Annotated in this window: 31 protein-coding genes; 19 read left to right on the top strand and 12 right to left on the bottom strand. The window is 69.7% G+C overall.

All coding sequences use genetic code 11. The features are described from left to right. The first annotated feature begins 200 nt into the window (after positions 1-200). A complete protein-coding gene (locus tag AB0H36_RS16920; protein WP_360523216.1) occupies positions 201-1,232 on the top strand; it encodes a helix-turn-helix domain-containing protein in 1,032 nt (343 codons plus the stop codon). Positions 1,233-1,308: 76 nt separating this feature from the next. Here AB0H36_RS16920 and AB0H36_RS16925 read toward each other — a convergent pair whose 3' ends face one another. After that, positions 1,309-2,499 carry an acyl-CoA dehydrogenase family protein gene (locus AB0H36_RS16925; protein WP_360523219.1) on the bottom strand — a complete coding sequence of 397 codons (1,191 nt, stop codon included), beginning with the start codon at positions 2,497-2,499 and terminating at the stop codon, positions 1,309-1,311. A gap of 114 nt (positions 2,500-2,613) precedes the next feature. After that, a complete protein-coding gene (locus AB0H36_RS16930; protein ID WP_360523222.1) occupies positions 2,614-4,068 on the bottom strand; it encodes a protein kinase in 1,455 nt (484 codons plus the stop codon). Positions 4,069-4,189: 121 nt separating this feature from the next. Between AB0H36_RS16930 and AB0H36_RS16935 the strand changes: the two genes are divergently transcribed. Beyond that, positions 4,190-4,855, top strand: a complete 666-nt coding sequence (locus tag AB0H36_RS16935; protein WP_360523225.1) for a peptidylprolyl isomerase — start codon at positions 4,190-4,192, stop codon at positions 4,853-4,855. A gap of 40 nt (positions 4,856-4,895) precedes the next feature. Continuing rightward, complete coding sequence (locus AB0H36_RS16940) at positions 4,896-5,513, top strand: VOC family protein (protein WP_360523228.1); 618 nt, start codon at positions 4,896-4,898, stop codon at positions 5,511-5,513. On the opposite strand, the gene AB0H36_RS16945 is transcribed toward AB0H36_RS16940, so the two are convergent. Next, positions 5,510-6,469, bottom strand: a complete 960-nt coding sequence (locus AB0H36_RS16945; RefSeq protein WP_360523231.1) for a CoA ester lyase — start codon at positions 6,467-6,469, stop codon at positions 5,510-5,512. The genes AB0H36_RS16940 and AB0H36_RS16945 overlap by 4 nt on opposite strands. Before the next feature lie 304 nt (positions 6,470-6,773). Here AB0H36_RS16945 and AB0H36_RS16950 point away from each other — a divergent pair, with 304 nt between their 5' ends. From AB0H36_RS16950 to AB0H36_RS16995, 10 genes are all read left to right on the top strand, one after another. Next, the gene (locus tag AB0H36_RS16950) at positions 6,774-7,079 is read left to right on the top strand and encodes a hypothetical protein (protein WP_360523234.1); all 306 of its coding nucleotides are present in this window, start codon (positions 6,774-6,776) and stop codon (positions 7,077-7,079) included. Then, positions 7,058-7,480 carry a hypothetical protein gene (locus tag AB0H36_RS16955; protein ID WP_360523237.1) on the top strand — a complete coding sequence of 141 codons (423 nt, stop codon included), beginning with the start codon at positions 7,058-7,060 and terminating at the stop codon, positions 7,478-7,480. The genes AB0H36_RS16950 and AB0H36_RS16955 overlap by 22 nt, the downstream gene beginning before the upstream one ends. A gap of 147 nt (positions 7,481-7,627) precedes the next feature. After that, the gene (locus AB0H36_RS16960) at positions 7,628-8,005 is read left to right on the top strand and encodes a helix-turn-helix transcriptional regulator (RefSeq protein WP_360523240.1); all 378 of its coding nucleotides are present in this window, start codon (positions 7,628-7,630) and stop codon (positions 8,003-8,005) included. 70 nt (positions 8,006-8,075) lie between these two features. Then, positions 8,076-8,279, top strand: coding sequence for a hypothetical protein (locus AB0H36_RS16965; protein WP_360523243.1), 204 nt, complete (start codon positions 8,076-8,078; stop codon positions 8,277-8,279). A 13-nt stretch (positions 8,280-8,292) separates the two neighbouring features. Further along, positions 8,293-8,820 (top strand): hypothetical protein, encoded by a 528-nt coding sequence (locus AB0H36_RS16970; protein WP_360523246.1) that lies wholly within the window; start codon positions 8,293-8,295, stop codon positions 8,818-8,820. 30 nt (positions 8,821-8,850) lie between these two features. Next, entirely contained in the window at positions 8,851-10,116 is a 1,266-nt protein-coding gene (locus tag AB0H36_RS16975) for a CBS domain-containing protein (RefSeq protein WP_360523249.1), read from the top strand. After that, positions 10,106-10,639 carry a DUF1003 domain-containing protein gene (locus AB0H36_RS16980; protein WP_360523252.1) on the top strand — a complete coding sequence of 178 codons (534 nt, stop codon included), beginning with the start codon at positions 10,106-10,108 and terminating at the stop codon, positions 10,637-10,639. The genes AB0H36_RS16975 and AB0H36_RS16980 overlap by 11 nt, the downstream gene beginning before the upstream one ends. 48 nt (positions 10,640-10,687) lie before the next feature. After that, entirely contained in the window at positions 10,688-11,587 is a 900-nt protein-coding gene (gene htpX / locus AB0H36_RS16985; protein ID WP_360523255.1) for a zinc metalloprotease HtpX, read from the top strand. A gap of 15 nt (positions 11,588-11,602) precedes the next feature. Next, the gene (locus tag AB0H36_RS16990; protein WP_360523258.1) at positions 11,603-12,166 is read left to right on the top strand and encodes a hypothetical protein; all 564 of its coding nucleotides are present in this window, start codon (positions 11,603-11,605) and stop codon (positions 12,164-12,166) included. Positions 12,167-12,244: 78 nt separating this feature from the next. Next, a complete protein-coding gene (locus tag AB0H36_RS16995; RefSeq protein ID WP_360523261.1) occupies positions 12,245-13,390 on the top strand; it encodes an Mrp/NBP35 family ATP-binding protein in 1,146 nt (381 codons plus the stop codon). Between the two features lie 25 nt (positions 13,391-13,415). Here the strand turns inward: AB0H36_RS16995 and AB0H36_RS17000 are convergent, their stop codons facing one another. Next, positions 13,416-14,615, bottom strand: a complete 1,200-nt coding sequence (locus tag AB0H36_RS17000) for an epoxide hydrolase family protein (protein ID WP_360523264.1) — start codon at positions 14,613-14,615, stop codon at positions 13,416-13,418. A 62-nt stretch (positions 14,616-14,677) separates the two neighbouring features. Between AB0H36_RS17000 and AB0H36_RS17005 the strand changes: the two genes are divergently transcribed. Continuing rightward, the gene (locus AB0H36_RS17005) at positions 14,678-15,631 is read left to right on the top strand and encodes a YafY family protein (RefSeq protein WP_360523267.1); all 954 of its coding nucleotides are present in this window, start codon (positions 14,678-14,680) and stop codon (positions 15,629-15,631) included. Positions 15,632-15,638: 7 nt separating this feature from the next. Here the strand turns inward: AB0H36_RS17005 and AB0H36_RS17010 are convergent, their stop codons facing one another. From AB0H36_RS17010 to AB0H36_RS17040, 7 genes are all read right to left on the bottom strand, one after another. Next, positions 15,639-15,983 carry a sec-independent translocase gene (locus AB0H36_RS17010; RefSeq protein WP_360523270.1) on the bottom strand — a complete coding sequence of 115 codons (345 nt, stop codon included), beginning with the start codon at positions 15,981-15,983 and terminating at the stop codon, positions 15,639-15,641. 101 nt (positions 15,984-16,084) lie between these two features. Continuing rightward, positions 16,085-17,614 carry a trypsin-like peptidase domain-containing protein gene (locus AB0H36_RS17015; protein ID WP_360523273.1) on the bottom strand — a complete coding sequence of 510 codons (1,530 nt, stop codon included), beginning with the start codon at positions 17,612-17,614 and terminating at the stop codon, positions 16,085-16,087. 80 nt (positions 17,615-17,694) lie between these two features. Further along, positions 17,695-18,753 carry a transcriptional regulator gene (locus tag AB0H36_RS17020; RefSeq protein ID WP_360523276.1) on the bottom strand — a complete coding sequence of 353 codons (1,059 nt, stop codon included), beginning with the start codon at positions 18,751-18,753 and terminating at the stop codon, positions 17,695-17,697. Between the two features lie 3 nt (positions 18,754-18,756). Beyond that, positions 18,757-19,368 (bottom strand): zf-HC2 domain-containing protein, encoded by a 612-nt coding sequence (locus tag AB0H36_RS17025; RefSeq protein WP_360523279.1) that lies wholly within the window; start codon positions 19,366-19,368, stop codon positions 18,757-18,759. Continuing rightward, complete coding sequence (gene sigE / locus AB0H36_RS17030) at positions 19,365-20,033, bottom strand: RNA polymerase sigma factor SigE (protein WP_360523282.1); 669 nt, start codon at positions 20,031-20,033, stop codon at positions 19,365-19,367. Before sigE ends, AB0H36_RS17025 begins: the two co-directional genes overlap by 4 nt. Positions 20,034-20,186: 153 nt before the next feature. Beyond that, on the bottom strand, positions 20,187-20,408 hold the full coding sequence (locus tag AB0H36_RS17035; RefSeq protein WP_360523285.1) for a biotin/lipoyl-binding carrier protein: 222 nt from the start codon (positions 20,406-20,408) through the stop codon (positions 20,187-20,189). A gap of 35 nt (positions 20,409-20,443) precedes the next feature. Beyond that, positions 20,444-20,989 (bottom strand): CGNR zinc finger domain-containing protein, encoded by a 546-nt coding sequence (locus AB0H36_RS17040; protein ID WP_360523288.1) that lies wholly within the window; start codon positions 20,987-20,989, stop codon positions 20,444-20,446. Positions 20,990-21,058: 69 nt separating this feature from the next. Between AB0H36_RS17040 and AB0H36_RS17045 the strand changes: the two genes are divergently transcribed. Beyond that, entirely contained in the window at positions 21,059-22,228 is a 1,170-nt protein-coding gene (locus tag AB0H36_RS17045; RefSeq protein ID WP_360523291.1) for an MFS transporter, read from the top strand. Then, positions 22,212-22,808: a GNAT family N-acetyltransferase gene (locus AB0H36_RS17050; RefSeq protein WP_360523294.1), complete on the top strand. Its 597-nt coding sequence runs from the start codon at positions 22,212-22,214 to the stop codon at positions 22,806-22,808. Before AB0H36_RS17045 ends, AB0H36_RS17050 begins: the two co-directional genes overlap by 17 nt. On the opposite strand, the gene AB0H36_RS17055 is transcribed toward AB0H36_RS17050, so the two are convergent. Beyond that, entirely contained in the window at positions 22,795-23,676 is an 882-nt protein-coding gene (locus AB0H36_RS17055; protein WP_360523297.1) for an SIS domain-containing protein, read from the bottom strand. The genes AB0H36_RS17050 and AB0H36_RS17055 overlap by 14 nt on opposite strands. A 101-nt stretch (positions 23,677-23,777) precedes the next feature. On the opposite strand from AB0H36_RS17055, the gene AB0H36_RS17060 reads away from it, so the two are divergent. From AB0H36_RS17060 to AB0H36_RS17070, 3 genes are all read left to right on the top strand, one after another. Beyond that, positions 23,778-24,560, top strand: coding sequence for a DeoR/GlpR family DNA-binding transcription regulator (locus AB0H36_RS17060; RefSeq protein WP_360523300.1), 783 nt, complete (start codon positions 23,778-23,780; stop codon positions 24,558-24,560). Positions 24,561-24,731: 171 nt separating this feature from the next. Then, positions 24,732-25,421, top strand: a complete 690-nt coding sequence (locus tag AB0H36_RS17065; RefSeq protein ID WP_360523303.1) for an O-methyltransferase — start codon at positions 24,732-24,734, stop codon at positions 25,419-25,421. A gap of 116 nt (positions 25,422-25,537) precedes the next feature. Further along, on the top strand, positions 25,538-26,596 hold the full coding sequence (locus AB0H36_RS17070) for a Fic family protein (RefSeq protein ID WP_360523306.1): 1,059 nt from the start codon (positions 25,538-25,540) through the stop codon (positions 26,594-26,596). The last annotated feature ends 8 nt before the right edge of the window (positions 26,597-26,604 follow it).

Here is a 26,604-nt window from a genome sequence, read left to right on the forward strand (position 1 = left end):
ATCAGACACGCCCCAGTCGCTGACCTGGCAGCCTTCTGCCATGGCCGCCAGTCCCGACGGTTTGGAATGTTCAAACGGTTGTGCCGCGTTCGAGCGCCTTGATTGAATGCCGCCATCGCTTTCGGTCAGCGATCAACCACATTCTGCGACCGACGGCAGGTGGGGATGCCGTGACACGTCAGTACCAGGGAGGGTCCGCCGTGCTCCGCATCCATTTCACGCCACGTGATCTTGCCCGCGTCACGGTCGCCGCCACTCCCGCCCCGCTCTGGGAGGTGCTGCTCAGCCTGCACATGCTGCAGCAGACCGACGGCCGGCTGATCTTCGACGACTGGCGCCGGTACGTGCGGGCCAAGGTCGCCCCGGACCAGATGCGGCTGCTGCTGGAGCTGACGCCGCCGAAGGGCTACTCCCCCGATTTCCTGACCCCGGCCGAGGCCGCGCCGGACTTCGAGACCACGCTGGAGATGGCGCTGGCCACACCGCGCCAGGAGATCCGCGAGCAGCTGGAGCTGCTGAGCAAGTACCGCCCGGTGTCGCCGTGGACGCGAGAGCTGGCGCGCGGCGAGCGGAGTTCGCTGAACAAGCTCGGCCGGGCCATCCGTACCTACCACGACGCCGCGATCGCGCCGTACTGGAAGTCGATCGGGACGCATGTGTCGGCGGACCACGCGCATCGCGGCGAGGCGCTGTCCCGGCACGGGGTGGACCGGCTGCTGTCGACCCTGCACCCGCGGGTGAAGTGGGTCGCGCCGGTGCTGCAGGTGCTGGACATGCACGACCGCGATCTCTACCTGGACGGGCGCGGGATCGAGCTGCAGCCGTCGGCGTTCTGCTGGCAGGTGCCGACCAAGCTGCGCGACCCGGACCTGAAGCCGATCCTGGTGTACCCGATCCACCACGCGCCGGGCATGCTGCGGCAGCAGTCGACGGACGACTGCCCGTCGAGTGACGCGCTGAGCTCGCTGCTCGGCTCGACCCGGGCCGCCGCGCTGGAGGCCGCCGTCGTCGGTTGTACGACGACCGAGCTGGCGAAGCGCTGCAAGATCTCACCGGCCGCCGCCAGCCACCAAGCGACAGTGCTGCGGGAAGCCGGGCTGATCACCACGCGCCGGGTCGGTGCGTCCGTGCGCCACGAGATCACTCAGCTCGGGATCTGGCTGCTGTCCGGCCACGGTTCCGGCAACTCACGCCTGCCCGCAACTACGTCGCCGCCACGCCTCACCGCGTAGCGGCCCTGGACCCTGCCCCGCCGCGTGCTTGGGCCGACTGGCACCGCCCCGCCCGTCGACCCAGCACGCCGGCCGGTCAGAGCTTGTAGTCTTCCAGTAGCCGGCGGCCGATGATCATCCGCTGGATGTCGGCCGTGCCCTCGCCGATCAGCAGCATCGGCGCCTCCCGGTAGAGCCGCTCGATCTCGTACTCCTTCGAGAACCCGTACCCGCCGTGGATCCGGAACGAGTCCTCCACCACCTGGGCGCAGTACTCGCTGGCCAGGTATTTCGCCACCCCGGCCTCGAAGTCGTTGCGGGAGCCGGCGTCCTTCTTCCGGGCCGCCTTCACCATCAGCTCGTGCGCGGCCTCGACCTTCACCGCCATGTCGGCCAGCCGGAACAGCACCGCCTGGTGCTCGGCGATCTTCTTGCCGAACGTCTCCCGCTGCTGCGCATACGCGATGCCCAGCTCGAACGCGCGCCGGGCCACCCCGCAGCCGCGGGCGGCCACGTTCACCCGGCCGACCTCGACACCGTCCATCATCTGGTAGAAGCCCTTGCCCGGGACGCCGCCGAGGATCTGGCCGGCGTCGATCCGGTAGCCGTCGAAGACCAGCTCGGTGGTGTCGACGCCCTTGTAGCCCATCTTCTCGATCTTGCCCGGCACGCTGAGGCCCTTGTCCACCTCACCGAACCCAGGCTCCTTCTCGACCAGGAACGTCGTCATGTTCTTGTAGACCGAGTCCGCACCCTCGTCGGTCTTCACCAGTACGGCGACCAGGTTCGACGAGCCGCCGTTGGTCAGCCACATCTTCTGGCCGTTGATCGTGTAGGCCTCGCCGTCGCGCACGGCCTTGGTCTTGATCGCGGACACGTCCGACCCGCAGCCGGGCTCGGACATCGAGAACGCGCCGCGCACCTCGCCGGTGGCCATCCGCGGCAGGTACTTCTGCTTCTGCTCGTCGGTGCCGTGCTGGAGCAGCATGTACGCGACGATGAAGTGCGTGTTGATGATGCCGGACACGCTCATCCAGCCGCGCGCGATCTCCTCCACGCACAGCGCGTAGGTGAGCAGCGACTCGCCCAGGCCGCCGTACTCCTCCGGGATCATCAGCCCGAACAGGCCCAGTTCCTTGAGGCCCTCGACGATCTCGGTCGGGTACTCGTCGCGGTGCTCGAGCTCGGTGGCGACCGGGAGGATCTCCGACTCGACGAACGCGCGGACCGTCTTCAGGATCTCCTCCTGGATGTCGGTCAGCCCGTCGGTCTGCTGCAACCTGCTCATCGTCGGCTCCTTCGGTCCGGTGGACGCCTTACCCGCGAGTATCGCGGTTCTCAGCATCCCGGCACGAGGCCGACACCCGCTGTGACACCGGCCACCTGCCGAAGGTCGCGTGGCTCACTCGTCGCCGCGATCGCCGTCTCCACCGTCGCCGTCGGGGCGCGGCAGGCTCTGGCCGACCACCTGGAACAGTGCGGCGATCTGCGGCGTGGCCTGCCAGCGCTGCCGCTGCTGCGCCTCGTACAGGCGCTGCCGGGCCTCGTAGAACTTCTTGGCCGCCTGCTCGGTGTTCCCGTTGTCCAGCGCCTCGGCGGCCTGGTCGAGGTCGTTCGCGGCCTCTCGCGGCGCCCTGGTCCGACTGCCCTCCTGCGTCGCCCGCACCTGCGCGGCCAGCGTCCGCAGCGTCTGCACCAGCGCCGCTCGCGGGTTCTGCGGCGTCTCCTTCGGCTTCGGCTTGGCGGACGGCGTCTTCGACGGCGTCTTGGACGGTGTGGGCTTCGCTGTGGTCTTCGGGGCGTTGGTCGCCGTCACAGCCGGCGCTGACGGCGTACCACCGGCCGCGGCGGGCGGGTTGGTGCTCACGCTCTCGCGCAGCATCAGCCCACCGATGACAGCGGCCAGTACGACGGCCATCGCCACGAGCACCTTGGCGTACGGGATCCCCTTGCTCGGCGCGCGGTGGGTCGCAGTCGCAGGTTGCTCCGGCTCCTCCTCCCACGTGCCGACGTCGAGGACGTCGTTGGTGGGGAGCAGCGGCAGCACCTGCGTGTTCGGGGCTTCGGTCAGCAGGGCGGTCACGTCGGCAACCGAGGACGGGCGGTCCTCGGGGTCCTTCGCCAGGAGTTGCAGGACCAGATTGGCCAGCGCGGGCTCCACGTCGGCCCGGGTGATGGGCTGCGGGGCCGCGTCCAGGTGCTGCCGCATCACCGACTCCACGTCGGGTCCGGTGAAGGGCGGCGTACCGGCCAGGAGCTCGTAGAGGACGCAGCCGAAGGCGTACCAGTCGCTGGCCGGGGTGGCTGGCCGGCCACGGACCTGCTCCGGTGACACGTACGACGCCGTACCCAGGAGGACTCCGACTCCGGTGTTCTCCGCGCCGACGCCCTTCGCGATGCCGAAGTCGGTCATCTTGAGCGTGCCGTCCGCGGCGAGCATCAGGTTGCCGGGCTTCACGTCCCGGTGCACGATGCCGGCTCCGTGGGCCGCGTCGAGGGCCCGTGCGCCCTGGACGGCGATGTCGGCGACCAGCTTGCCGCTCGGCAGGCCGGAGGTGCGCATCAGCTGCGACAGGTCCGGGCCGGACACCAGCTCCATCACCAGGAACACGTGATCGCCTGCGGCGCCGACGTCGTACGTCGCGACGACGTTCGGGTGCATCAGGCGCGCGGCTGCCTGCGCCTCGGCGCGGAACCGCTCGACCGCGTCCATCGGGTCGCCCTCGAGCCGCCGGAGCAGCTTGACCGCGACCTGCCGGGCGAGCACGGTGTCCTCGGCCTGCCACACCTCACCCGCGCCGCCCCTGCCCAGCAGGGTCAGCAACCGGTAACGCCCTGCCAGTACCTCGCCGTTCACACACAACACCTTCCGCAGCGGACCGCAACACCTTAGGCGGGGCATGCGTTGAAGGGCGAGTTCTGGCCGGAAACCTTCATCAACCTCTGCAGAGAGCGATCGGAGTACTACGGTGAGCAGCATGAAGCGATCGATTACCGCCCTGATCGCGGCCGCCCTGGTCGCGACGACGCTCACCACCACGACCGCCGGCACAGCCGCTGCCGCACCGGCGAGACCCCCGAAGCCGGTGGTCAAGTGCGAGTTCACCCCGACGCCGGAGAACCCGGCCGCCAAACCGGTCCGGATCCCGTCGCCGGTCGCCCGCGCGAAGGGCACGGTGGACGTGTTCTTCGTGACCAACTACGGGCCGTTCGTGGTCCGGATGGACCGGTCGAACGCGCCGTGCGGGGTGCACAACTTCGTGCACCTGGTGAAGAGCCGGTTCTACGACCTCACCCAGTGCTTCCGGCTGACCAACTCCGCGCGCCTCGGGGTGCTGCAGTGCGGCGACATCTACCGGCAGGAGGAAGGCGGGCCGGGATACAAGTTCCCCGACGAGGTCACCGGCCAGGAGACCTACCCGCGCGGCACCGTTGCCTACGGCAACCAGGGACCGGGGACCAACGGCAGTGAGTTCTTCGTCGTCCACTCGCACGCCAACATCGCCCCGAACTACACCGTCCTCGGCCAGGTCGTCTTCGGCATGTCCACCTTCGACCGCATGGTCGCCGCCGGCATCGCCGACCCCGACCAGGACGGCCCACCCGCCAAGCCCATCCACATCTACAAAGTCTGGTCCCGCTAGGGGAGGGTAATTCCGGCCCCCACGGCGCTAGCTTGAGGTCGTGGGCACACGCGGCCGGCCGAGGCATCCCGACGTACTGACTCCTGCCGAGTGGCAGGTCGTCGACATGGTGCGGCACGGGATGCCGAACCGGGAGATCGCCCGGCGGCGCGGAGTCAGCGTCGACGCGGTGAAGTTCCACGTCGCGAACGCGTTGCTGAAGCTCGGCCTGGAGCGCCGGGCCGAGCTTCGGACCTGGCGTGGTGTGCCCGCGGACAGTGCTCTGCGACGACAGGGAGGCCCGGCGATGGCGGTGCAGCTTGGAGCGATCGGGCAGATCGCCCGGCCAGTACGCGACATTCAGGTCGCGGTCGAGTTCTACGGAAAGGTGCTCGGACTTCCGCATCTCTACACGTTCGGGGACCTGGCGTTCTTCGACTGTGGCGGGACCCGGTTGTTCCTGAGCGCCTCCGACGAGCCTGCGGGGGCGTCGTGCCTGTACTTCCAGGTGGAGGACATCCGGGTGGCGTACGACGAGTTGCGCGGGCGGGGCGTGGAGTTCGAGAACGCGCCGCACCTGATCCACAAGCACGACAACGGGGTCGAGGAATGGATGGCGTTCTTCCCCGACCCCGATGGTCAGCTGCTCGCGATCATGGCGCAGGTCGCGCCCGGCTAGTCGGCCGGCTGCCAGATGTCGGTGCGGGTCATGCCGGCGGCGCGGCCCTTGGCGGAGATGACCAGGGCCATCTTGCGGGAGGCCTCGTCGATCATCTCGTCGCCGAGCATCACCGCGCCGCGGGCGCCGCCGGCCGCGGAGGTGTAGTGGTCGTAGGCGTCCAGGATGTTCTCGGCGTGGTCGTAGTCGTCCTGGCGCGGCGAGTACACCTCGTTCGCGGCGGCGATCTGGTCCGGGTGCAGCACCCACTTGCCGTCGAACCCGAGCGCGGCCGACCGGCCGGCCACCCGGCGGAACCCGTCGACGTCCTTGATCTGCAGGTACGGTCCGTCGATCGCCTGCTTCCCGTGCGCCCGCGCGGCCATCAGGATCTGCATCAGGATGTAGTGGTAGGCGTCGCCGACGTCGTACCCGGGCGGCTGCTCGCCGACGACCAGCGACTTCATGTTGATCGACGCCATGAAGTCGGCCGGGCCGAAGATGATCGTCTCCACCCGCGGCGACGCCTGCGCGATCGCGTTCACGTTGGTCAGGCCGAGCGCGTTCTCGATCTGCGCCTCGATCCCGATCCGGCCCGGCTCCAGGCCGTGCACCTTCTCCAGTTGGGTGAGCAGCAGGTCGAGCGCGACCACCTGCTCGGCGGTCTGCACCTTCGGCAGCATGATGCAGTCCAGGTTCGCGCCGGCTCCGCCGACCACCTCGATCACGTCGGCGTACGTCCACTCGGTGGTCCAGTCGTTCACCCGGACGACCCGCAGCTTGGTCCCCCAGCCGCCCTCGTTCAGCGCGGCGACGATGTTCTTGCGCGCGTCCACCTTGGCGATCGGCGCGACCGAGTCCTCCAGGTCGAGGAACACCTGGTCGGCGTCCAGCCCCTTCGCCTTGGCCAGGAACCGCGGGTTCGACCCCGGAGTCGCCAGACAAGACCGCCTGCTGCGTAGGACCTGCTCCGCCATCACCGCGTCCTCTCCTCGGGTTACCCGCCGGTCACCGCAGCGTACGACGAACCCCCCGACCCCTCGGTGACCCCGCTCACTTCCCGCCCCAGTGTGTCCCGATTCACCACCTTGAGAAGCCACCGACCATTTCGGCGCCGCGAAAACGGTCGGTGGCTTCTCAAGGTCATCGCGGGCTGAGGTGTACCCGTTGGTGGGCTTGCCCGTCGTGAACGTCCACTCGACTCCACAAAGCGTGCCCAGCGCTGCGGCTTGAACGGCGCCGGGTAGCTCGCCTCTCCGGCGTGATCGATCGCGTCGCCGCGTGCACGAGCGGCTGGGCGCCGAAGATGTCGGTACGGCGTCCGGGCCGCGTCAGCACGTCTTCGCGGCTCTGCAGCCAGCCGTTGCGGTGGAAGGCGTTCATGTCGGCGGGTGCGTCGTACATGATGCTCACTCCGCGAGTGCGCAGTACGCCGTCCTGCATCGGGCCGACGTACTCCGTGAGGGTGCCTGGGCTCGCATGGTCAGCTTCACCGAGCCAAGGCTGCGGGCGGGCTTCATCGCCGGACCCCAGCTAAAGCTGAGCTCGCCCGGCGCATCGGCGTGGTGGCGGCTGTCGAACTGGTAGAGGTCTCGAGAGCTGACGGACTTCTGGAGTTGGGCGGGGATGCGGCCTTCGACCGGGTACGACAGCGAGTAGACGTACGGGACCCGTACGAGTCGGTCGTGTCCGGTCCGCCGACCAATGCACCGGACAGCCCGGCGCTCTGCCGGCTCGTCGAGCTCAGCCTGGTGACTCCGATCGACACCGAGCCGCCGAAGTACGTCGTACTGCCGCCGGACACTGCACTCGACGTGCTGGCACGTCGACGCGAGCGGGAGCTGGCGGGTGCCCGCCGGAAGATGGTGGAGCTGACGTGTGGTTCCACGGCAGTACGGCGCGCCGCGAGGCGCTGTCCTGATGGAGGTGCTGCACGGCGAGCAGGAGATCGTCCAGGGCATGACCAGCTTGTTGCTCAGCGCCCGTAGGGAGGTGTGCGGCTGGGACGCCCCGCCGTACCGGGACGACCCCAACCACGTGAATCAGCTCGAGCTGGACCAGCTCAAGCGCGGTGTCACGTTCCGCGTGGTCTACGACCGCCGCGGCAGACCGCGCTGCTGGTCCACGACCCTGTCATGGTGGCCGGACTGGCCACGCTGTTCGAGCTGTACTGGGACAGAGCCGTCCCGCTGGCCACGTACGTCGGCCAGCCCGTCGTCGACCGCCCGACACCAGAGGAGCGCGACCTGCTGGCGCTGCTGATGTCCGGCTTCACCGATCTCGAGATGGCGGCGCACCTCGGCTTGAGCGAGCGGACGGTCCGGACGCGCATCGTCGGAATGCGGCACCGGCTGAGCGCAGACACCCGCTTGCAGGCCTGGACGGCTGCTACTTCGCAGTCGCCCCGGACATCGCGCTGGAGGTGCTGCTGCTCGACCAAGAGCGGTTGTTGCGGGACGCGCGTGCACGGGTGGATCAATTGGCCGAGGAGTACCGGCACCACACCGCGCTGACTGCCGGACCGTATGCGAAACCGCCGTACTCGATGCTTCTGGCAACGAGGCCGCTCGGGTGCTGCCGTCGGTGCCGCTCCAGCTGTACCTGGCGGACGACCGGCTGGCGCCGGTGCTGCTGAGTGCGGACTCCGCGGTGATCCTGCAGCCGTGCGGACTGTTCGACGCCTATGCCGAGCTGTTCGAGCAACTGTGGGAGCGTGCGCTGCCGGTGGAGTCGAGCGACCACGAGACTCTGGTCGCGCGCAGGCCGCCATCCGGGAGCTGGGTGTGACACCCTTGGAGCCGTGACCATCGAGGACGCTGCTGCCGAGATCGCCGGTGTCATGAAGAAGGCCGGCCTCGTCTGGCTGTCCTGGAACGGCGGCCGGCCCGCACCGGCCTGGTTCTCCACAGTCGACGGGCAGTTCGTCGTACTGGCCGATGCTGCCGACAGCGCCGAGCAGCCACTCCCCGGACTGGCCACGGCGGGTACGGCGGAGATCGTCGTACCGGCCAAGCCCGCCACCAACCGGCTGGCGAGCTGGACGGCGACAGTACGGCGGCTGGAGCCCGGCAGCGAGGAGTGGACCGCAGCAGCCTTGGTACTGCGGACCGAGCGGCTGAACGCGGCCGAGCTGGACACCCAACTGGAGCGCTGGAAGACCGAGGCCGACCTGCTCGTCCTGGAGCCCACCGGTCAGATCACCGAGCGAACAGGCCAGTACGACGACCGCCCGCGGGCCGAGGCGCCCATCGGAACGCCGGCGACCACCAGGGGCAAGCCACCGGTCACCCTGCACCGCGGCATCCGCCGCCGCCCGCGCCTGAGCTGAGAGTGCACGTTCGGGGGTTAGCCTTCGAACATGAGTGGCTCGCAGTCGTCGCGCGTGTACGTGGCCCGGCTGGCTGGTCTTCCGGTGTTCGCACCGAACGGTGACCAGGTCGGCAAGGTCCGCGACGTCGTCGTGATGCTGCGGCAGGGCACCCAGCCGCCGCGGGTGCTGGGCCTGGTCGTGGAGGTGTTCACCCGGCGGCGCATCTTCCTGCCGATGACCCGGGTGACCTCGATCGACGTCGGCCACGTGATCATCACCGGCCTGGTGAACATGCGTCGCTTCGAACAGCGGCCGACCGAGGTGCTGGTGCTCGGCGAGATGCTGGACCGCACTGTCACCATCCGCGAGTCCGGTGCGACCGCAGTGGTGTTCGACATGGCCATGGAGCAGTGGCGGACGCGTGACTGGGTGCTGTCCAAGGTGGCGGTCCGGGAGGGCGCCAAGCGGTTCCGGCGGCGCGGTCAGTCCCATGTGCTCGACTGGATCGACGTGAGCGGCTTCGCCCAGAGCGAGGAAGGTCAGGGCGCGACCCACATCCTGGCCGCGTTCGAATCGATGAAGGCGGCCGACCTGGCCGGCGTGCTGCAGGACCTGTCCCCGAAGCGGCGCAAGGAGATCGCCGCAGCGCTGAACGACGAGCGGCTGGCCGACGTCCTGGAGGAGCTGCCCGAGGACGACCAGGTCGAGATCCTCGCCGCCCTGGACACCGAGCGCGCCGCGGACGTGCTCGAGGAGATGTCCCCGGACGACGCGGCCGACCTGATCGCCGAGCTGCCTACCGACACGGCCGAGCGACTGCTGACGCTGATGGAGCCGGACGAGGCCGAGGACGTTCGGCGCCTGCTGACCTACGAGGAGCGCACAGCCGGCGGACTGATGACGTCGGAGCCGGTGATCCTGCCGGCCGACGCGACCGTGGCGGACGCACTGGCCCAGGTGCGCAACGCGGAGCTCAGCCCGGCGCTGGCCGCGATGGTCTACGTCTGCCGCCCACCGCTGGAGACCCCCACCGGGCGGTTCATCGGGGTCGGCCACATCCAGCGGCTGCTGCGCGAACCGCCGTCCGAGCTGGTGTCCGCCGCACTGGACACCGACCTCGACGGACTGCGGCCGGACGACAGCCTGCACGTGGTCAGCAAGTACCTCGCCACCTACAACCTGGTGGCCGCGCCGGTGCTCGACGACGAGGGCCGGCTGCTCGGAGCGGTGACCGTGGACGACGTCCTCGACCACCTGCTCCCCGAAGACTGGCGCGAATCGGAACAGCAGGAGGTGGACCGCCATGCCCCGTGACGACCGCAGCACCGACGACCGCCGATTGCTCCGTAGCAGCGCCCGGCTGGACGTGCCCCGCGACCTGCGCCGCACCTTCGTGCTCCGGCCGACGTACGACGCCGACGCGTTCGGGCGGCTGTCCGAGCGGATCGCCCGTTTCCTCGGCACCGGGCAGTTCCTGGTCTACATGACCGGCACGATCCTGTTCTGGGTCGGCTGGAACATCTTCGCGCCGCACCAGCTGCGGTTCGACGAGTACCCGTTCATCTTCCTCACCCTGGCGCTCAGCCTGCAGGCGTCGTACGCCGCTCCGCTCATCCTGCTCGCGCAGAACCGGCAGGAGGCGCGCGACCGGGTGCAGTACGAGCGCGACCGCGACGTCGACGCCCGGGCCCGCGCGGACATGGAGTTCCTGGCCCGCGAGATGGCCGCGCTGCGGATGGCCGTCGGCGAGGTCGCCACCCGCGACTACCTGCGCTCCGAACTGCGCTCGCTGCTGGCCGACCTGGACGTCAATCGCCGCGAGGACGACCGGGTCTGACTTTCCGCGTCGAGCTAGCCTGGCTCACAGGTGAGGAGGACGTGGGAAATGAAGACTCGATTCGCGCCTGATCGTGGGCTGTCCCGCCGGATGCTGGTGACCAGTTTCCTGCTCGGCCTGCTGTACGTCGGCTTCGTCGCGCTGCTGATCGCCCTGACGAAGAGCGCTGTGCTGGCCATCGTGATTGCGGGCGGCGCGCTGTTCGCGCAGTACTGGTTCTCGGACCGGATCGCCCTGTACGCGATGCGCGGGCGGATCGTCACTCCGGAGGAGGCGCCGCAACTGCACGGCGCGATCGACCGGCTGTGCGCGCTGGCCGACATGCCGAAGCCGCGGGTCGCGATCGCCGACGTCGATTTCCCGAACGCGTTCGCCACCGGGCGGAACCCGAAGAGCGCCGTCGTCTGCGTGACCACCGGGATCATGCGCCGGCTCGACGCCGACGAGCTCGAGGGTGTGTTGTCACACGAGCTCTCCCATGTCGCCCACCGCGACGTCGCGGTGATGACGATCGCGTCGTTCCTGGGCGTACTCGCCGGCCTGATCACTCGCTTCGGTCTGTACGGCGGGCTGAGCCGCAACCGCGACCAGAACGCCACCGTGGTCGTGCTGACCGTCATCTTGGTGTCGGTCGCCGTCTACGCGATCTCGTTCCTGCTGACGCGGGCGCTGTCGCGGTACCGCGAGCTCGCCGCGGACCGGGCCGGGGCGATGCTCACCGGGAGGCCGTCGGCGTTGGCCTCGGCGCTGACCAAGATCAGCGGGGACATCGCCCGGATACCGTCGCGCGACCTGCGGCAGGCGGAGGCGTTCAACGCGTTCTTCTTCGCGCCGGCGATCTCGGGCAAGGGAGCGAGCCTGTCGTCGCTGTTCTCGACGCACCCGGCCCTGGAGACGCGGCTCGACCGGCTCGGCGTGCTGTCCCGCGAGCTGGGCGAGCAGGCTTAGAGCAGGATTGGGTTCATGGGTCTTCTCGACATCCTGCTCGGCCGGAGCAAAGCCGTCCCGCCGAACCTCGACCAGCTCTTCTCGCTGCCCTCGGCCGCGATCACCCTGGACACCGCGGCCGGGTACAAGCCGACCGGCAGCGGGTCGGTCTGCTTCAAGGCCGCGGAGGGCGGCGGGTTCTCGGCGCTGCGCGAGGAGGTCGACAAGCTGCTCGCCCTGGACAACGGCAAGTTCACCAGCCAGACCGACTCCTACGGCTTCACCTGGCTGGTCCGGGACACTTCCCCGGACAACCTCGAGGGGCTCGTCACCGACCTGCACGCGGTCAACACCTCGCTGGTCGACGCGGGCTTCGGGTCGGCGCTGCTGTGCACGCTGGTCGCGTTCACCAACGGCAGCAAGTCGCTGGGGCTCGTCTACCTGTACAAGCGCGGCTCGTGGTACCCGTTCGTCCCGGTCGGCGCCGACCGCCGCGACAACGCCACCGAGCTCCAGATCAAGTCGGTCGTCGGCAGCGATCTACGCTTCGAGGCCGACCTGGCCCGCTGGTTCCCGGTCTATGGGGCGCCCGGCCTGTAGAAGTTAGGGTTGCCTTCCCGGACCTACGTCACACGGACCGTGGTCGGCGGCCTTCGGGCGAGCACGTAGCCTTGGGGTATGGCTCCTACTGCTGATCAGGTGACCACGGCGCTCGGTGGTGTGCTGGATCCGGAGATCAAGAAGCCGATCACGGACCTCGGCATGGTCGAGTCGGTCGTCGTCCGTGACGACGGCGTCGTCGCCGTACGGATCCTGCTGACCGTCGCGGGCTGTCCGATGAAGGACACGCTGCGGCGCGACACCACGGCCGCGATCACCAAGCTCGACGGCGTCACCGGGGTCGAGGTCGACCTCGGCGTGATGTCGGCCGAGCAGCGCGCCGCCCTGCAGACGCAGTTGCGCGGCGGCGTGGCGGAGAAGGAGATCCCGTTCTCCCGGCCGGACTCGCTGACCAAGGTGTTCGCGATCGCCTCCGGCAAGGGCGGCGTCGGCAAGTCGTCGGTGACGGTCAACCTCGCGGTCGCGATGGCCCGGCAGGGGTTGTCGGTCGGCGTCCTGGACGCGGACATCTACGGGCACTCGGTGCCGGCCATGTTCGGCGTCGCCGACCAGCGGCCGACCGCGGTGGACGACATGATCATGCCGGTGCCCTCGCACGGCGTGAAGGTGATCTCGATCGGCATGCTGAAGCCGAAGCGCGACCAGGTGGTCGCCTGGCGCGGCCCGATCCTGGACCGCGCGCTGGTGCAGATGCTGGCGGACGTGTACTGGGGCGACCTCGACGTCCTGCTGCTCGACCTGCCGCCGGGCACCGGTGACATCGCGATCTCGGTCGGCCAGCGGCTGACCAGCGCGGAGGTCATCGTGGTGACGACACCGCAGGAGGCCGCCGCCGAGGTGGCCGAGCGGGCCGGCACGATGGCGCAGATGGTGCACCAGCGGGTTGCCGGGGTGATCGAGAACATGTCGTTCCTGCCCTGCCCGCACTGCGGCCCCGAGCACCGGATCGAGATCTTCGGCACCGGCGGCGGCACCCGGGTCGCCGAGACCCTGAGTGCCCGCCTGGGCTACCCGATCCCGCTGCTCGGCGAGATCCCGCTCGAGGAGCGCCTGCGCAGCGGCGGCGACCTGGGCAACCCGCTCACCGAAGCCGCCCCCGACACCCCCGCCGCCCAGGTCCTCGACCAGATCGCTGCCAAGCTGGGCGGCCGCCCCCGCGGCCTGCTCGGCCGCCAGCTCGGCCTCTCCCCCGTCGGCCGCTGAGACTCGGCCGCTGACGCTCGCCGCGTCAGCGGTGGTCGCGGAAGAACGTCCGGATGTCGTTGACCAGCACGTCCGGGACCTCCATGGCCGGGAAGTGGCCGCCGGCGTCGTACTCGTTCCACGAGGTGTAGGCGCCGTACGGGTCGACGTCGCGGCGGACTGACATGTCGGCGGCGAAGACCGCCACCCCGGTCGGCGGCAACTGCGGGGCTTCCCAGCCGCCGTTCGACGGCTCTCCCGACTTGGTGACGAACTCGCGGTAGGCCTGCATCCCCTCGTACACCGAGTGCGCCGCCGACGCCCCGACCTGGTTGAACCAGTAGATGCTCACGTTCGTCAGCAGCTGGTCGAGGTCGACCGCGTCCTCGGGCAATTCGCGCTCGGGGTCCGTCCACTCCTTGAACTTCTCGATGATCCAGGCGAGCTGGGCGACCGGCGAGTCGGTGAGTCCGTACGCCAGCGTCTGCGGGCGGGTCGCCTGGATGGACAGGTAGCCGACACCGTCCTCGCGCCACGCGTTGAACCGCTCGGCGCGCTCGCGCTGGGATCCCTCGAGCCCGCCCAGCGACAGCTCGGGGCCGAACGGGAACGGCGCCGGTCCGTTGATGTGCGCGGCGATCACGCGACCCGCCGCGATCATGCCGAGCATCCCGACGACCCCGGAGCCGACGTCGGTGCCCTGTGCCAGGAAGCGCTCATACCCGAGCCGCGTCATGACCTCGGCGAACGCCCCGGCGACGCGGAACAGGTTGCCCCAGCCGGCTTCCGTGACCGGCGAGAAGCCGTACCCGGGAATCGACGGCAGCACCAGGTGGACGGCGTCCTCGGCCTTGCCGCCGTGCGCGACCGGATCGGTCAGCGGGCCGATGACCCGGAGGAACTCCGTGTACGAGCTCGGCCAGCCGTGCACCATCAGCATCGGCCGGGCGGTCGGCTCCTTCGACTGGACGTGGGCGAAGTGGATCGACTGGCCGTCGACCTCGGTCACGAACTGCGGCAGCTCGTTCAGCCGGGCCTCGGCCTTGCGCCAGTCGTAGGTGTTCTGCCAGTACTCCGCGATCCGCTGCAGATAGCTGGTCGGGACACCGCGGCTCCAGCCGAGGCCGGGGAGCTCGCGGGGCCACCGGGTGTTCGCGAGCCGCGCGCGGAGGTCGTCGAGCTCGGCCTGCGGTACGTCGATGCGGAACGGGCGGATCCGGCTGTCAACTGCTGTGTTCGTCGTCATGCCCACAACTCTAGGAACCAATGCGGAAAGGATCGTTCCGCGTTTGAAACTATCCTGGAGAAATGCTGGAAACCTCGGCACGACTGCTGCTGCTGCTCTCCTTGTTGCAGGCGCACCAGCACTGGACCGGCCCGGAGTTGGCCACGCGGCTTGGCGTGACGACGCGGACCGTGCGCAACGACGTCGAACGACTGCGGTCACTCGGATACCCGGTGGAGGCGTCTCCCGGCGTCGCGGGCGGCTACAGGCTCGGCGCCGGCGCCGCGCTGCCGCCGTTGCTGCTCGACGACGAGGAGGCCGTGGCGGTCGCGGTCGGACTCCGTACGGCGGCGGGCGGCTCGGTCGCCGGCATCGAGGAGACCTCGGTCCGGGCGCTGGCGAAGCTGGAGCAGGTGCTGCCGTCACGGCTGCGGCACCGGGTCAGCACCCTGCACAGCTACACGGTGCAGGTCCCGGGGTCGGGACCAGTGGTGGATCCGTCGGTGCTCACGACCCTGACCACGGTCTGCCGCGACCATGAGCGGCTCCGGTTCGACTACGCCTCGCACGCGGGTACGGCGTCAGTCCGGACCGTGGAGCCGTACCGGCTCGCGCACCTGCGTGGCCGGTGGTACCTGGTCGCGTTCGACCTGGACCGTGCGGACTGGCGGACGTTCCGCGTGGACCGGCTGACGCCGAGGATCCCGACCGGCCCGCGCTTCGAGCCGCGGGACCTGCCGGCCGAGGGCGTCGCGTCGTACGTCGATCAAAAGGTGTCGACGGCGATGTGGGAGTTCCGGGCCCGGATCCGGCTGTTCGCTCCGCTGGCCGTCGTCGCGGCCCGGCTGCCCGCGACCGCGGGCGTGCTGACCGAGATCGACGAGTCCTCGTGCTACCTCGACGCCGGCTCCGACGACCCCGGCATGCTGCTGCGCTACCTGAGCATGCTCGACCTGGACTTCTCCGTCGCCGAGGCTCCCGAACTGGCTGACGAGGTGCGCAAGCTGGCAGCCCGCTACGCCCGCGCCTTGGAGTGAGACAGGGTCAGGTGGACTCGGGGTCGAACGGCGCGCGCTGCCCGGCCGGGAGGCGCTGGGGAGCGTCGGAGAAGTCCGGGTTGCTGACCGGCTTGTCGTCGTCGTACTCGTCGGTGCCCTCGAGCAGGTGCTTGCGGACGAAGTTGCGCGGGTTCAGGTCCTGCAGCTCCAGGTCGGCGAACTCCGGGCCGAGCTCGTTGCGCAGGTCGTTCTGCGCGTTGGTGACCATCTGGCGCACCTGGCGCAGCAACCGGCCGGCCGTCCGGGCGAACTCCGGCAGCCGATCCGGGCCGAAGACGAGCACGGCGACGATCGCGATCACCACCAGCTCGAGTGGCCCGATGCCGAACATGTCCCCACCTCTCTGCAGGTCGTCTGCGACGGCGACCAGCGTAGCCGCACCCTGGTGACACCGCCTGCCGGGTCAACCGATTCCGGACAACCCCAACAAAATCAACCGGTCTGCTGCCCGAGCGTGACCGTCACCGAGCGCGCCTTGCCGCCGCGCTCGTACACCAGCCGGACGCTCTCCCCCGGCTGGTGCGTCCGGATCGCCACGATCAGCTCCTCGGCGCTGGCCACCGCCAGGTTGTTGATCGAGGTGATCACGTCACCGACCCGCAGCCCGGCCCGCAACGCCGGCGACGCGGGCTCGACCCGGCTCACCCGCGCGCCACCCTCGAACTGCATGTCGACCTGCGCCCCGATCACCGGGTACGACGCCTTGCCGGTCGCGATCAGCTGTTGCGCCGTCCGCCGGGCCTGGTCGATCGGGATCGCGAACCCGAGCCCGATGTTGCCGCTCTGCTCGCTGGTGCCGGGGACCGTCGCGATCGCGGAGTTGACCCCGATCACGCGCGCGTTCATGTCGACCAGCGGGCCGCCGGAGTTGCCCGGGTTGATCGCCGCGTCGGTCTGCAGCGCACTGATGAACGAGGTCTCACCGGACTCGTCGCCGGTCGTGACCGGCCGGTTCTTGGCCGAGATGATGCCCGAGGTGACCGTGCCGGCCAGGCCGAGCGGCGATCCGATCGCGACCACGTCCTGCCCGACGACGGCCAGGTCGGAGCGGCCGAACTGCACCGACGGCGCGTCCAGGCCGCTGACCTGGACGACGGCCAGGTCGTAGACCGGGGAACGCCCGACCAGCCGCGCGGTCAGCGCCTTGCCCTTCTGGCCGAGCACCTGGATCGATCCACCCGAGGCCGCGGACGCGACGACGTGGTTGTTGGTCAGGATGTGGCCGGCGTTGTCGATGACGAAGCCGGAGCCGGTCGCGTTGGTGTTGTCGGCGCCCTCGACCTTGAGCTGGACGACGCTCGGCAGCAGCGTCGAGGCGACCGCGGAGACCGAGCCGCTGCGGATCTTCGGGTCCGCGCCGGTGCCGACCGGCGGTCCGGGCTGCTCGGCGACCGGGTTGTTGTTGTCGATCGCGACGACGGTCGCGGCCGCGCCGGCGCCGGCGACGATGCCGATGATGAGCGCCACGGCGGCCGCGATGGCGATGATCCGGTTGCCCTTCTGCGGCGGCTCCGGCGTGTAGGCGCGGGCCTGCTGGTTGTGCCAGTCCGGCGGCGGGGGCGGCGTGTACGACGGCTGGTACGTGGGCCGCTGCGTCGGCCAGGCCTGGCCCGGGTACACCGGCCGGAAGTTCGGCTCCTGCGACTGCGGCCGCCCGAAACTGCGCTGCGTCACCGACCGCTGGTTGGTGGTCGGCCCGTTCGACTGCCGGTACGCCGCATCGACACCAGGCGACGGCAGTGGGGCGGCGCCATCCACGGCAGGCGGCTTGAGCGCCGACAGCGGCGTCGTGGCGTCGGGCGAGCTCGGCGGCGTGGTGGGCGGCGTGGTGGGCGGCGTGGTGGGCGGCGTGGTGGGCGGGGCCGCCGGGGTCTGGAAGGCGGCAGGGGACTCGGCCGGGAGGATGCGGGTCGGATCCGCGCTCGGAGTCGGAACTGTCGGCTCGGCGTCGTCGCTGGTCACGGTGCCCCCGCCTCACGTCGTGGTCGTGGTCGTCGGTCGGCGGCCACCGCCCGGGTCTCGGGAGCGACTACCGGATTCGATTATCCCAGCTTCCCCGAAAGCGCACCCATCGGAGTGAGCCACGTCGCGATTTTCGCAAGCCCGGCGCCCATCCGCTGGACCGCGGTGAGCTTGACCGGCACGTCGTGCGGGAACGAGCGGACCACCTGCCCGAGCATCTCCGGCGGCAGGTCCCCGATCAGCGTGTAGACGATCCCACCGGACGACCAGACGACGTACGACGGCATTCCGTAGCGCAGGTAGACGCCCGGGGTCTCGGTGGTGCTGAACCCGGCGACCGCGGCCGGGTCGAGCGCCCCGCGCTGCTCGAACAGCGAGACGTTGAACAGGCCGTCGGAGTACGAGAACTGCAGCGACCCGTTGGTGGTGTCCTGGTGGACGTCGTACAGCTTGAGGGAGGCGGGCAGCTCCGGTGCGCACACCCAGCCCTCCGAGCGCAGCCCGTCGACCTTGCCGAGGCCCAGTGACTCGACCCCGCTCGGCGCCATCGGCGGCAGGTGCCCGAGGAACTCCGACTCCTCGATCTCGAGCTCGGTGAACACCGTGGCCCGGACCATCGTCTTGCCGTCCACGGTGAACAGCTGCCGCTGCAGCAGCAGTCCGGTCGCCTTGTCGATCCAGAACCGCGCAGCCAACGTCTGGTCGTCCCGCAGCGCCTCCACCAGGACTGCAGCCCGCCCGATGGTGTCCGTGCAGCACTTGTAGACGAGCTGGTACGTCGCCCTGAGCAGCGTCAGCGGCCCACCGTCGACTGCGGCGCCTGCGTTCGTCGCACGCTGCACGAAAGCCTTGGCTCCCGGTGACGACGAGGAGCCGACCACGCTGATCTCCGAGCCCTGCGAGGCCGCGTGGACGATGTCCAGCATCGCCGAACTCGCGCCCCGCGGTCCCCAGGAGGTGATGATCTGCGTGCCGTGGTACGAGACCGTGTTCGGCGCTGCGGCGGCGCGTGCCAGCCAGCTGATCGCGAGCGGCGAGTCCTCACGCGACGAGGTGGGTGGGGCAGCGACGGCGGGTGCGGGCAGGCCGAAGCCGATCAGTGCGGTGCTGACCAGTACGGCGAGCCGGGAGAGGCTCACAGCTCAGCGTCCTGTCAGGGCCACCGGCTGCAGCGTCGGGCTCAGCCCTGCATACCCAGCCCCGTTGTAGGAGTTCAGCAGCGCGACCGGGTCGGCGAACGGCGCTCCGCCCGACGTGGTCGCATGGTCGGACGAGAAGCTCGCTACGGGCGGCTGCAGCGTCGGCGGCTGCTCCTCCCGGGACGGGTCGCCGACGATGAACGCCGTACCGAGCAGCGAGGCCACGGCGGCTGCAGAGCCGGCAGCGCCCAGCACGCCGGTACGGCGACGGGAGCGCGTCGTCCGAGGTGCACCGGGGCGGCTGGCGCCCGTGCGGCCGGCCGGGAAGGCGGAGCGCTGCGGGAAGAGCGACATGGCCGGCGTCAGCACCGGCCGGACTTCCTCGCGCGGCTCCGGCGAGAACGACGAGACGCCCATCAGGCGCTGCATCAGGTCGGTGGACGGATCCGGGGTCTCCAGAGCCGCCATCCGGGCCTTGAGGCGGCGCTGGGCGTCCACCTCGGCACGGCAGGTGTCGCAGCCCACCAGGTGGCTCAGGACCCGATCTCGCGAGTCGTGGTCGAGCGCGCCGTCGACGACCGCGCTGAGCTTGTCCAGGGGGTGCTGCAGAGTCACCGGAACTCACCTCCGGCGCCGAAGGCTCCGTCCGCGGGCGGACCGCCGACCCGGGTCTGGCCGGACCGCGGCGCCCGGTGCTCGAGGTGCTTGCGCAGCATCGAGCGGCCCCGGTGGATCCGGCTGCGGACCGTGCCGAGCTTCACGTCCAGCACGTCGGCGATCTCGTCATACGTCATGCCCTCGATGTCGCACAGCACCACGGCGGCCCGGAAGTCCTCCGGCAGCGCGTCCAGCGCGCCCTGCACGTCGTGGTCGAACTGGTCGGAGTCCAGCTTCTCGGCCGGGCCCTCGCCCTTGGCCGGCAGCCGGTCGTGCGCGTCCTCGGGCAGCCCGTCGAACCGGATCCGCTGCTTGCGCCGGGCGCCGTCCAGGAACAGGTTCGTGGTGATCCGGTACAGCCAGCCCTCGAAGGTGCCCGGGGTGTACGACGACAGCGAGCGGAAGACCCGGACGAAGACCTCCTGGGTCAGGTCCTCGGCGTCGTGCTTGTTCCCGGTCAGCCGGTACGCGAGCCGGTAGACCCGGGCGGAGTGCGTCCGGACGATCTCGTCCCAGGACGGCAACGCGTCCGGGACCGGCTGCAGCGCAGGCGCCACAGAGGTGTCGGCCGGCTTCACCGCAACGCCTCCCTGGGTCCTCTCGGCAATGAGCGTGAAGGCCATGGTGCCGCGGTCACCGTCCTCTGCGCACGTCGGGAACACCCGGGTTCGACCCTGAGTTTCTGGTACGACGGCTCAACGCGGCGCTCCGGCCGGAAGTTCCCGGCCGGTGCCCTCCGAAGACCGGACGCCATGGCAGCCACTTTTGTTGCAGCCCTACTTCTCCTCGATCACCGCGATCGGGTCGCCGTCCCGGACGACCTCACCCTCGGCGACCTTCAGCTCGGTGATGGTGCCGGCCACCTCGGCCAGCACCGGGATCTCCATCTTCATCGACTCCAGGATGACGAGGGTGTCCTCCGGTCCCACCGTGTCTCCTGCCTTGGCGGTGACCTTCAGCACATTCGCGACCAGCTCCGCCACCACGGTGTGACTCAACTCGCGCTCCTCAGTCCCGGATGTCTGCCTCGATCCTAGGCGCTGGGATTTCCGGCCTTGCGGGCCCGGTACGACGCGACCCGCGTGCGGCTCGCGCAGGTCGGCGAGCAGAACCGCCGCGGCCTGCGCTCGGCTGCGTTCACGTAGACCCGCTCACAGTCGACGGCAGCGCACGTGCCGATGGCGTCGAACCCGTGCGCGGCCGCGAAACTCGCCAGCCCGAGCGCAGTGGTCGCCGCCAGCCAGTCACCCCACGTAGCGCCCGGCTTGGCCACGTGCAGGTGCCACGGCGACCCGTCGTGGTCGGACAGATACGGCCGTACGGCGTACTCCTCGAGCAACCCGTTGAGCACGGCCGCAGCATCCCGGGCCTCGGCGTGGAAGACGGGGCGGATCCGCTCCCGGACGTTCCGCACCTCGGCCAGGTCGCCCTCGTCCAGCGTGATCGGCTCGGACTCGCCGTGCTCGAGCAGGAACGTCCGGACGTCCCCAGGGGCGTTCAGCTCCTCGGGGTCAAGGGTCCGGGTGTTGACCAGGTCCACCGCCAGCCGGACCGCCCGGTCCGGTGCCTGAAGCTCCACGCCACTCCTCTCGTAACGTATTTGATAGCGTAACGCGTAACAGCCAGCTCCGCGTTACAGGAGGACTGCGTGCCCAGCTACTACTTGGCGGCGACCCTAGCCAGGTTGGCCGACGAGATGGTGGCGTTCACGCTCGTCCTGCTGGTGCTGGAGCGGACTGACAGCCCGGCTCTGGCAGGTATCACTGGAGCGGCCTACGCACTGCCGGCCGTCGTCACCGGGCCGCTACTCGGTGCTTGGCTCGACCGAACGCCGTACCGGCGGAGTGCGCTGGCGCTCAATCAGGCTGTGCTCGGCGTGGTGATGCTCAGCTTGCTGGCTGTGGTCGGGCACAGCGCGCACTGGATGACTCCGGCCCTCGCAGCCGTCGCCGGAGCCACGCTGCCGATGGTGAGCGGCGGCTTCACCAGCATGCTGCCCAGCCTGGTTCCTGCGGACCGGCTGGCCCGGGCGAACTCCCTCGAGGCAGCCAGCTTCGGCGCTGCCACGATCACGGGTCCTGCAGCGGCGGCCACGATCGCGTCCGTGGTCTCTGTCGAGGCTGCAGCGCTGGTCATCGTCGTCGCGACGGCGCTCAGCATCCTGGCGATCACCCGGCTGCCCGCCCTGCCGCCCACACAGGCCGCAGCAGAGCCGTTCCTGCCGTCGGTTGTAGGCGGGCTGACCCACCTGTTCCGGACGCCACGACTGCGCGCGTCCACAGCGACCACCACGCTGGTCCTGGGCGCCTCCGGCCTCCTGCTCATCACGCTGCCGCTGCACATGGCAGCGGTCGGCATGCCGAAGTCCGCGGCTGGCTACCTCTGGACCGCATTGGAGATCGGTGGCGTCGTCACTGCACTCCTGCTCGGCCGCCTGCAGACCCGCTGGCGGCCTGAGTACGTCGTCATCGTTGCCGCAGCCGCCTCCGGCCTGGTGATGACCACGTGGCCGCTTGCGACCAACTTCGCCGTACTGCTGCTGCTTGCTGCTCTGGCCGGGCTTGCCGAGGGACCGATGCTGCCGGCGATGTTCGCCGCTCGGCAGCAGTACAGCCCGGACGTGTTGCAGGGACGCGTGAGCACCACAGCCGCCAGCCTCCGCGTCGGGACCTCAGCACTGGGCCAGGTCAGCGCCGGCCTGCTCGTTCCCCTCATCGGCACGGACAAAGCCTTGTTCGTCATCGCCCTGACCGTCATGGCCGCCGCGGCTCTCGGCCGCCTCTCGATGAAAGCTCCCGCTCATGCACACACCTCTTGACGCCTGGGTCCACGGCTGGGCGATCTGCCGCAACACCCCAACCCCTGTCGCGTTCCGAGGCGGCTACCGCATCGATGTCGGCCAACCCGGCCACAACGTGCGCTACGTGCTGCCGATGTACTACCCCGAACTGACTGGCGGGAAGCACCAGCCGGACACCTGGCTGAAGGTCTGCGGCACTGTCGCACTGGATCCGCCCTGGCAGGTCCAGCCGCCGGAGTACCTGATGACGACCGAGCTGGCTGAGACGGCAGTGCGCGTCGGCGGCTCGTACCGACTGGACACTGCAGTGGAGAGCAGCCTGATCCAGGTCGTCGTGCGGGCCGGAGACGACTCAGTGGCTGCTCGTGGGAAGGCGGGGCTCGCCGGTGGTTGCGCTGTGTTCGACCAGATCGAGACCGACCCGCAGCACCGGCGGCGTGGGCTCGGTCGGGCTGTGATGGGCGCACTGTCGACCGCAGCCCAGTACGCCGGTGCGACGACCGGCGTACTGGTGGCGACCGAGGACGGGCGGGCGCTCTACTCCGCGCTGGGCTGGACGCTCAGCTCGCCCATGACCGCTGCGGTCAGTCAAGGATGACGGACCGGCTCAGGCTGCGGGGCTGATCCGGGTTGAGTCCGAGGGCGAGGGACTTGGCGACTGCGACCCGCTGGGCGATCACCAGGGACGCCATGGGGTCGAGGTCGGCGTGGTGGACGATCGTGGCTCCGGTGGCGGTGACGTCCTGGAGCAGGCCGGCCGGCGACTCGCCGAAGATCCACACGCCGCGGCCGGGCTGGGCGATGGCGATCGGGCCGTGCCGGTAGTCCATCGCCGGGTAGGCCTCGGTCCACGCCGACGCAGCCTCCCGCTGCTTCAACGCCGCCTCGTGCGCCAGACCGACGGTCCAGCGCGTGCCGACGTACGTGACCTGCTCCAGCTTCGCCAACTCATCCACGTCCACCGTCAGCGCGGTCTCCGCGTCGACCGCGGCCTGCTGCAGGTCCTCCCCCAGCGACGCGCGCAGCAGCGCCAGAGTGGTCGTCGCGAACCGGGTCTGGACGACGGACTGCTCGTCGGCGAAGTCCAGCAGGATGGTGTGGCCGGCCAGGTCGACGATCGGCGAGCCCGCGGTCGCGGTGATCGCCACGGTCGGCAGGTCGGTGGCCCGGATCAGGTCCAGCACCTCGGTCGTCGTACCGGACCGGCTGATCACGACCACGACGTCGTACGCGCGCCCGGCCGGGAACTCCGAGCCGGCGAACGCGTCCGTCTCGCCCTGACCACTGTCCTCGCGGAGCGCGGCGTACGCCATCGCCATGAACCACGACGTGCCGCAGCCCACCGCCGCAACCCGTTGACCGGGGTTGGGCAATGCGCCACCGTACTGCGCGAAACCGCCCGAGACCTGCCGCCAGAGGTCTGGCTGAGTGGCGATCTCAGTGCTCACATAAGGCGTGTTGGTCATGTCGTCTCCGCACTTGTCATGGTCGAAACTGCTCAAAACGTGATCGAATGGTCCAACCAGCCGCCATCCGGCTGACCGATTGTGTGAAGGAGGAGCCCCGGGTGAAGCGTTACGAACGCCTGAACACCTTGCTCGAGTCGCTCGCCGAGAAGGGCGCCATCGACGTCGACGAGCTCGCCGAGCAGTTGCACGTGTCCGCGGCGACGATCCGGCGCGACCTGGATCACCTGGGCAAACAGCAACTCCTCACCCGGACCCGCGGCGGCGCGGTCGCGAACGCGGTGTCCTACGACCTGCCGCTGCGCTACAAGACTGCGCGTTTCGCGTCGGAGAAGCAGCGGATCGCGCAGGCGGCGGCCACCCTGGTCCGGCGCGGCATGGTGATCGGCATGAACGGCGGCACCACGATCTCCGAGGTGGCGCGCACGCTGGCGACCCGGCCGGAGCTGTCCGCCGAACACGGCGAGCCCGCGTTCACCCTGGTCACGAACGCGCTGAACATCGCCAACGAGCTGATCGTCCGGCCGCACGTGAAGATGGTGCTGACCGGCGGCGTGGCCCGGCCGCAGTCCTACGAGATGATCGGCCCGCTGTCGCACCGGATCCTGTCCGACCTGTCGCTGGACATCGCGTTCATCGGCGTCGACGGGATCGACGAGACCGGCGCCACCGCGCATCACGAGGGCGAGGCGAACATCAACCAGCTGATCGTCAGCCGGGCCGCCAAGGTGGTCGTGGTCGCCGACTCCTCCAAGCTGGGCCAGCGCGCCTTCGCCCGGATCTGCGAGCTGAGCGAGATCGACACGCTCGTCACCGACGCCCAGGCCGACGACACCCAGCTGGCGATCTTCAAGGAAGCCGGCATCGACGTCATCCAGGCCTGAATCCAGGTTCAGCTCACACCACATCCGCCGTACCTCCCCTCACTGGGCCGCGCATTGCCTGCTGTGGACGATCATATCTGATCCTTCGGTGCATCTTATGAGCAAGAGTGCGCAGTCCCAGCGTGGGAGACACGGAACCGGGACCTCGTGCCGCTAGGCTTCGGTCTCAGGATGACCAGCGCAGCCGCAGAACACCCCGCCGATCCTTGGGAGGGCACCATCGCCACCGGCATCGACCCGACGTCCTGGGCGTACGCCGAGGACTACACCGGTGAGGACGAAGTCGTCACCGGTGCGCGGGCGAGCGCCCAGGACAGTGGGATCGCCGCGATCGGGCCGGGCGCGGCCGCCGCGCTCAGCATGCTGGCTGCCAGCGTGGGCGCGAAGGCGGTCGTCGAGATCGGCACCGGCACCGGTGTGTCCGGGCTGGCGCTGCTGCGCGGCATGCGCACCGACGGCACCCTCACCACGGTCGACATCGACGCCGAGAACCAGCGACTGGCCCGCAAGACGTTCCTGGACGCCGGCGTCCCGTCGAACCGGTTCCGCCTGATCGCCGGCGCCGGGCTGGACGTGGTCACCCGGCTCACCGACGGCCACTACGACCTGGTCTTCTGCGACGCCGACCGGCGGGAGAACACGGCGTACCTGCACGAGGCCCTCCGGCTGCTCCGCCCCGGCGGCGTCGTCGCCTTCGCCGGCGTCCTCGCCGGCGGCCGCGTCGCCGACCCGGCCCACCGCGACCCCGACACCACCGCCCTGCGCGACCTGATCCGCGCCGTCCGCGACGACGACGACCTGGTCTCCGCCCTCCTCCCCACCTCCGAAGGCCTCCTCACCGCCGCCAAACGCCTCAGCTGAGAGCTCCAGAGCAAACACTCAGCGTGGCCCCAGGAGGAGAAACCCGCCAAAGAAACCAACAAACATACTAAGATGAGCTTCGATTAGTATGTTTGTCGGATTCTTTGGAGGATTGGTTGCGATCATTCGCCGACCTCGATCGCGTCATCGGCCGCGTTCCGGCGGAGCTCGTCATGCGCCTCCGCTCGATCGACACCGGTCGCGGCAGCGAGGCACTGCACCGCCATCAGCTTCCGGCGCTGCTCACCGACCTGGCGTATCGGGCCCGGATCCAGAGCATTACGGCATCATCGGCCATCGAAGGTGTCGTCGTACCTGATGCCCAGCGGGCCGAACGGATCATCGACGGCAAGGCCGGTGCGCTTCGCAACCGCAGCGAGCAGGAGCTTGCCGGCTACCGCAAGGCGCTCGACTATCTGTTCCAGGAGGACTGGCATCCGCTGAACCTCGGCCTGCTGCTCCATCTGCACCGCCTACTCTGGTCTGAGACGGCATACCCGGGCGGTCAGCTGAAGACCGACGACAACCTGGTCGTCGATCGGTCTCCCGACGGAAGCACCACCGTCCGCTTCGTCCCGGTGCCGGCGTCGAAGACCGACGCCTACCTGACCGACCTCATCGATCGCTACCTCGCCGCACAACGCGAAGGCCGGCATCATCCGGTGCTCCTGGTCGGGTTGATGATCCTCGATCTCCTGGTCATCCATCCGTTCGCGGACGGCAACGGCCGGATCGCCCGCGCGCTGACCAACGCCTTGCTGAGCGACGCAGGCTACGAAGTGTGCCGCTGGGTCTCTCTCGAGCAACTCGTGGCGGACTCCGCCGATGCGTACTACGAAGCCCTGTTGCGGTCGACCCACGACTGGCACGAGGACGAGTCAGATCCCTGGCCGTGGCTGTCCTACTTCGTCTCGACCCTCGCGGACGCCTACCGAACGTTTGCACACCGAGCGGCATCGGACCGCTCGAGCGGAACTAAGCAAGAACGAGTCAGGGATCATGTCCTCCGCCACGCGGCGCCGGTGTTCCGGCTCGCCGACGTCCGCACCGCCTTACCGGGTGTGAGCGATCAGACCATCCGCCTGGTGCTGGAGCAGCTCAAGTCCGAAGGAAAGGTCAGTCCGGAGGGGACAGGCCGCGGCGCCGTCTGGCGTCGCATTCCTGACCTGGCTTGATCAGCTGC

Origin of the sequence: Kribbella sp. NPDC050820, assembly GCF_040653975.1 — a bacterium.
Classification (GTDB): Bacteria; Actinomycetota; Actinomycetes; order Propionibacteriales; family Kribbellaceae; genus Kribbella.

Coding starts and splice junctions, on each gene's coding strand:
- AB0H36_RS16925 (WP_360523219.1), bottom strand. CDS start 2,499: ATGAGCAGGTTGCAGCAGACCGACGGGCTGACCGACATCCAGGAGGAG.
- AB0H36_RS16935 (WP_360523225.1), top strand. CDS start 4,190: ATGAAGCGATCGATTACCGCCCTGATCGCGGCCGCCCTGGTCGCGACG.
- AB0H36_RS16945 (WP_360523231.1), bottom strand. CDS start 6,469: ATGGCGGAGCAGGTCCTACGCAGCAGGCGGTCTTGTCTGGCGACTCCG.
- AB0H36_RS16960 (WP_360523240.1), top strand. CDS start 7,628: ATGGTGGCCGGACTGGCCACGCTGTTCGAGCTGTACTGGGACAGAGCC.
- AB0H36_RS16975 (WP_360523249.1), top strand. CDS start 8,851: ATGAGTGGCTCGCAGTCGTCGCGCGTGTACGTGGCCCGGCTGGCTGGT.
- AB0H36_RS16980 (WP_360523252.1), top strand. CDS start 10,106: ATGCCCCGTGACGACCGCAGCACCGACGACCGCCGATTGCTCCGTAGC.
- htpX (WP_360523255.1), top strand. CDS start 10,688: ATGAAGACTCGATTCGCGCCTGATCGTGGGCTGTCCCGCCGGATGCTG.
- AB0H36_RS16990 (WP_360523258.1), top strand. CDS start 11,603: ATGGGTCTTCTCGACATCCTGCTCGGCCGGAGCAAAGCCGTCCCGCCG.
- AB0H36_RS16995 (WP_360523261.1), top strand. CDS start 12,245: ATGGCTCCTACTGCTGATCAGGTGACCACGGCGCTCGGTGGTGTGCTG.
- AB0H36_RS17000 (WP_360523264.1), bottom strand. CDS start 14,615: ATGACGACGAACACAGCAGTTGACAGCCGGATCCGCCCGTTCCGCATC.
- AB0H36_RS17005 (WP_360523267.1), top strand. CDS start 14,678: ATGCTGGAAACCTCGGCACGACTGCTGCTGCTGCTCTCCTTGTTGCAG.
- AB0H36_RS17010 (WP_360523270.1), bottom strand. CDS start 15,983: ATGTTCGGCATCGGGCCACTCGAGCTGGTGGTGATCGCGATCGTCGCC.
- sigE (WP_360523282.1), bottom strand. CDS start 20,033: ATGGCCTTCACGCTCATTGCCGAGAGGACCCAGGGAGGCGTTGCGGTG.
- AB0H36_RS17050 (WP_360523294.1), top strand. CDS start 22,212: ATGCACACACCTCTTGACGCCTGGGTCCACGGCTGGGCGATCTGCCGC.
- AB0H36_RS17055 (WP_360523297.1), bottom strand. CDS start 23,676: ATGACCAACACGCCTTATGTGAGCACTGAGATCGCCACTCAGCCAGAC.
- AB0H36_RS17065 (WP_360523303.1), top strand. CDS start 24,732: ATGACCAGCGCAGCCGCAGAACACCCCGCCGATCCTTGGGAGGGCACC.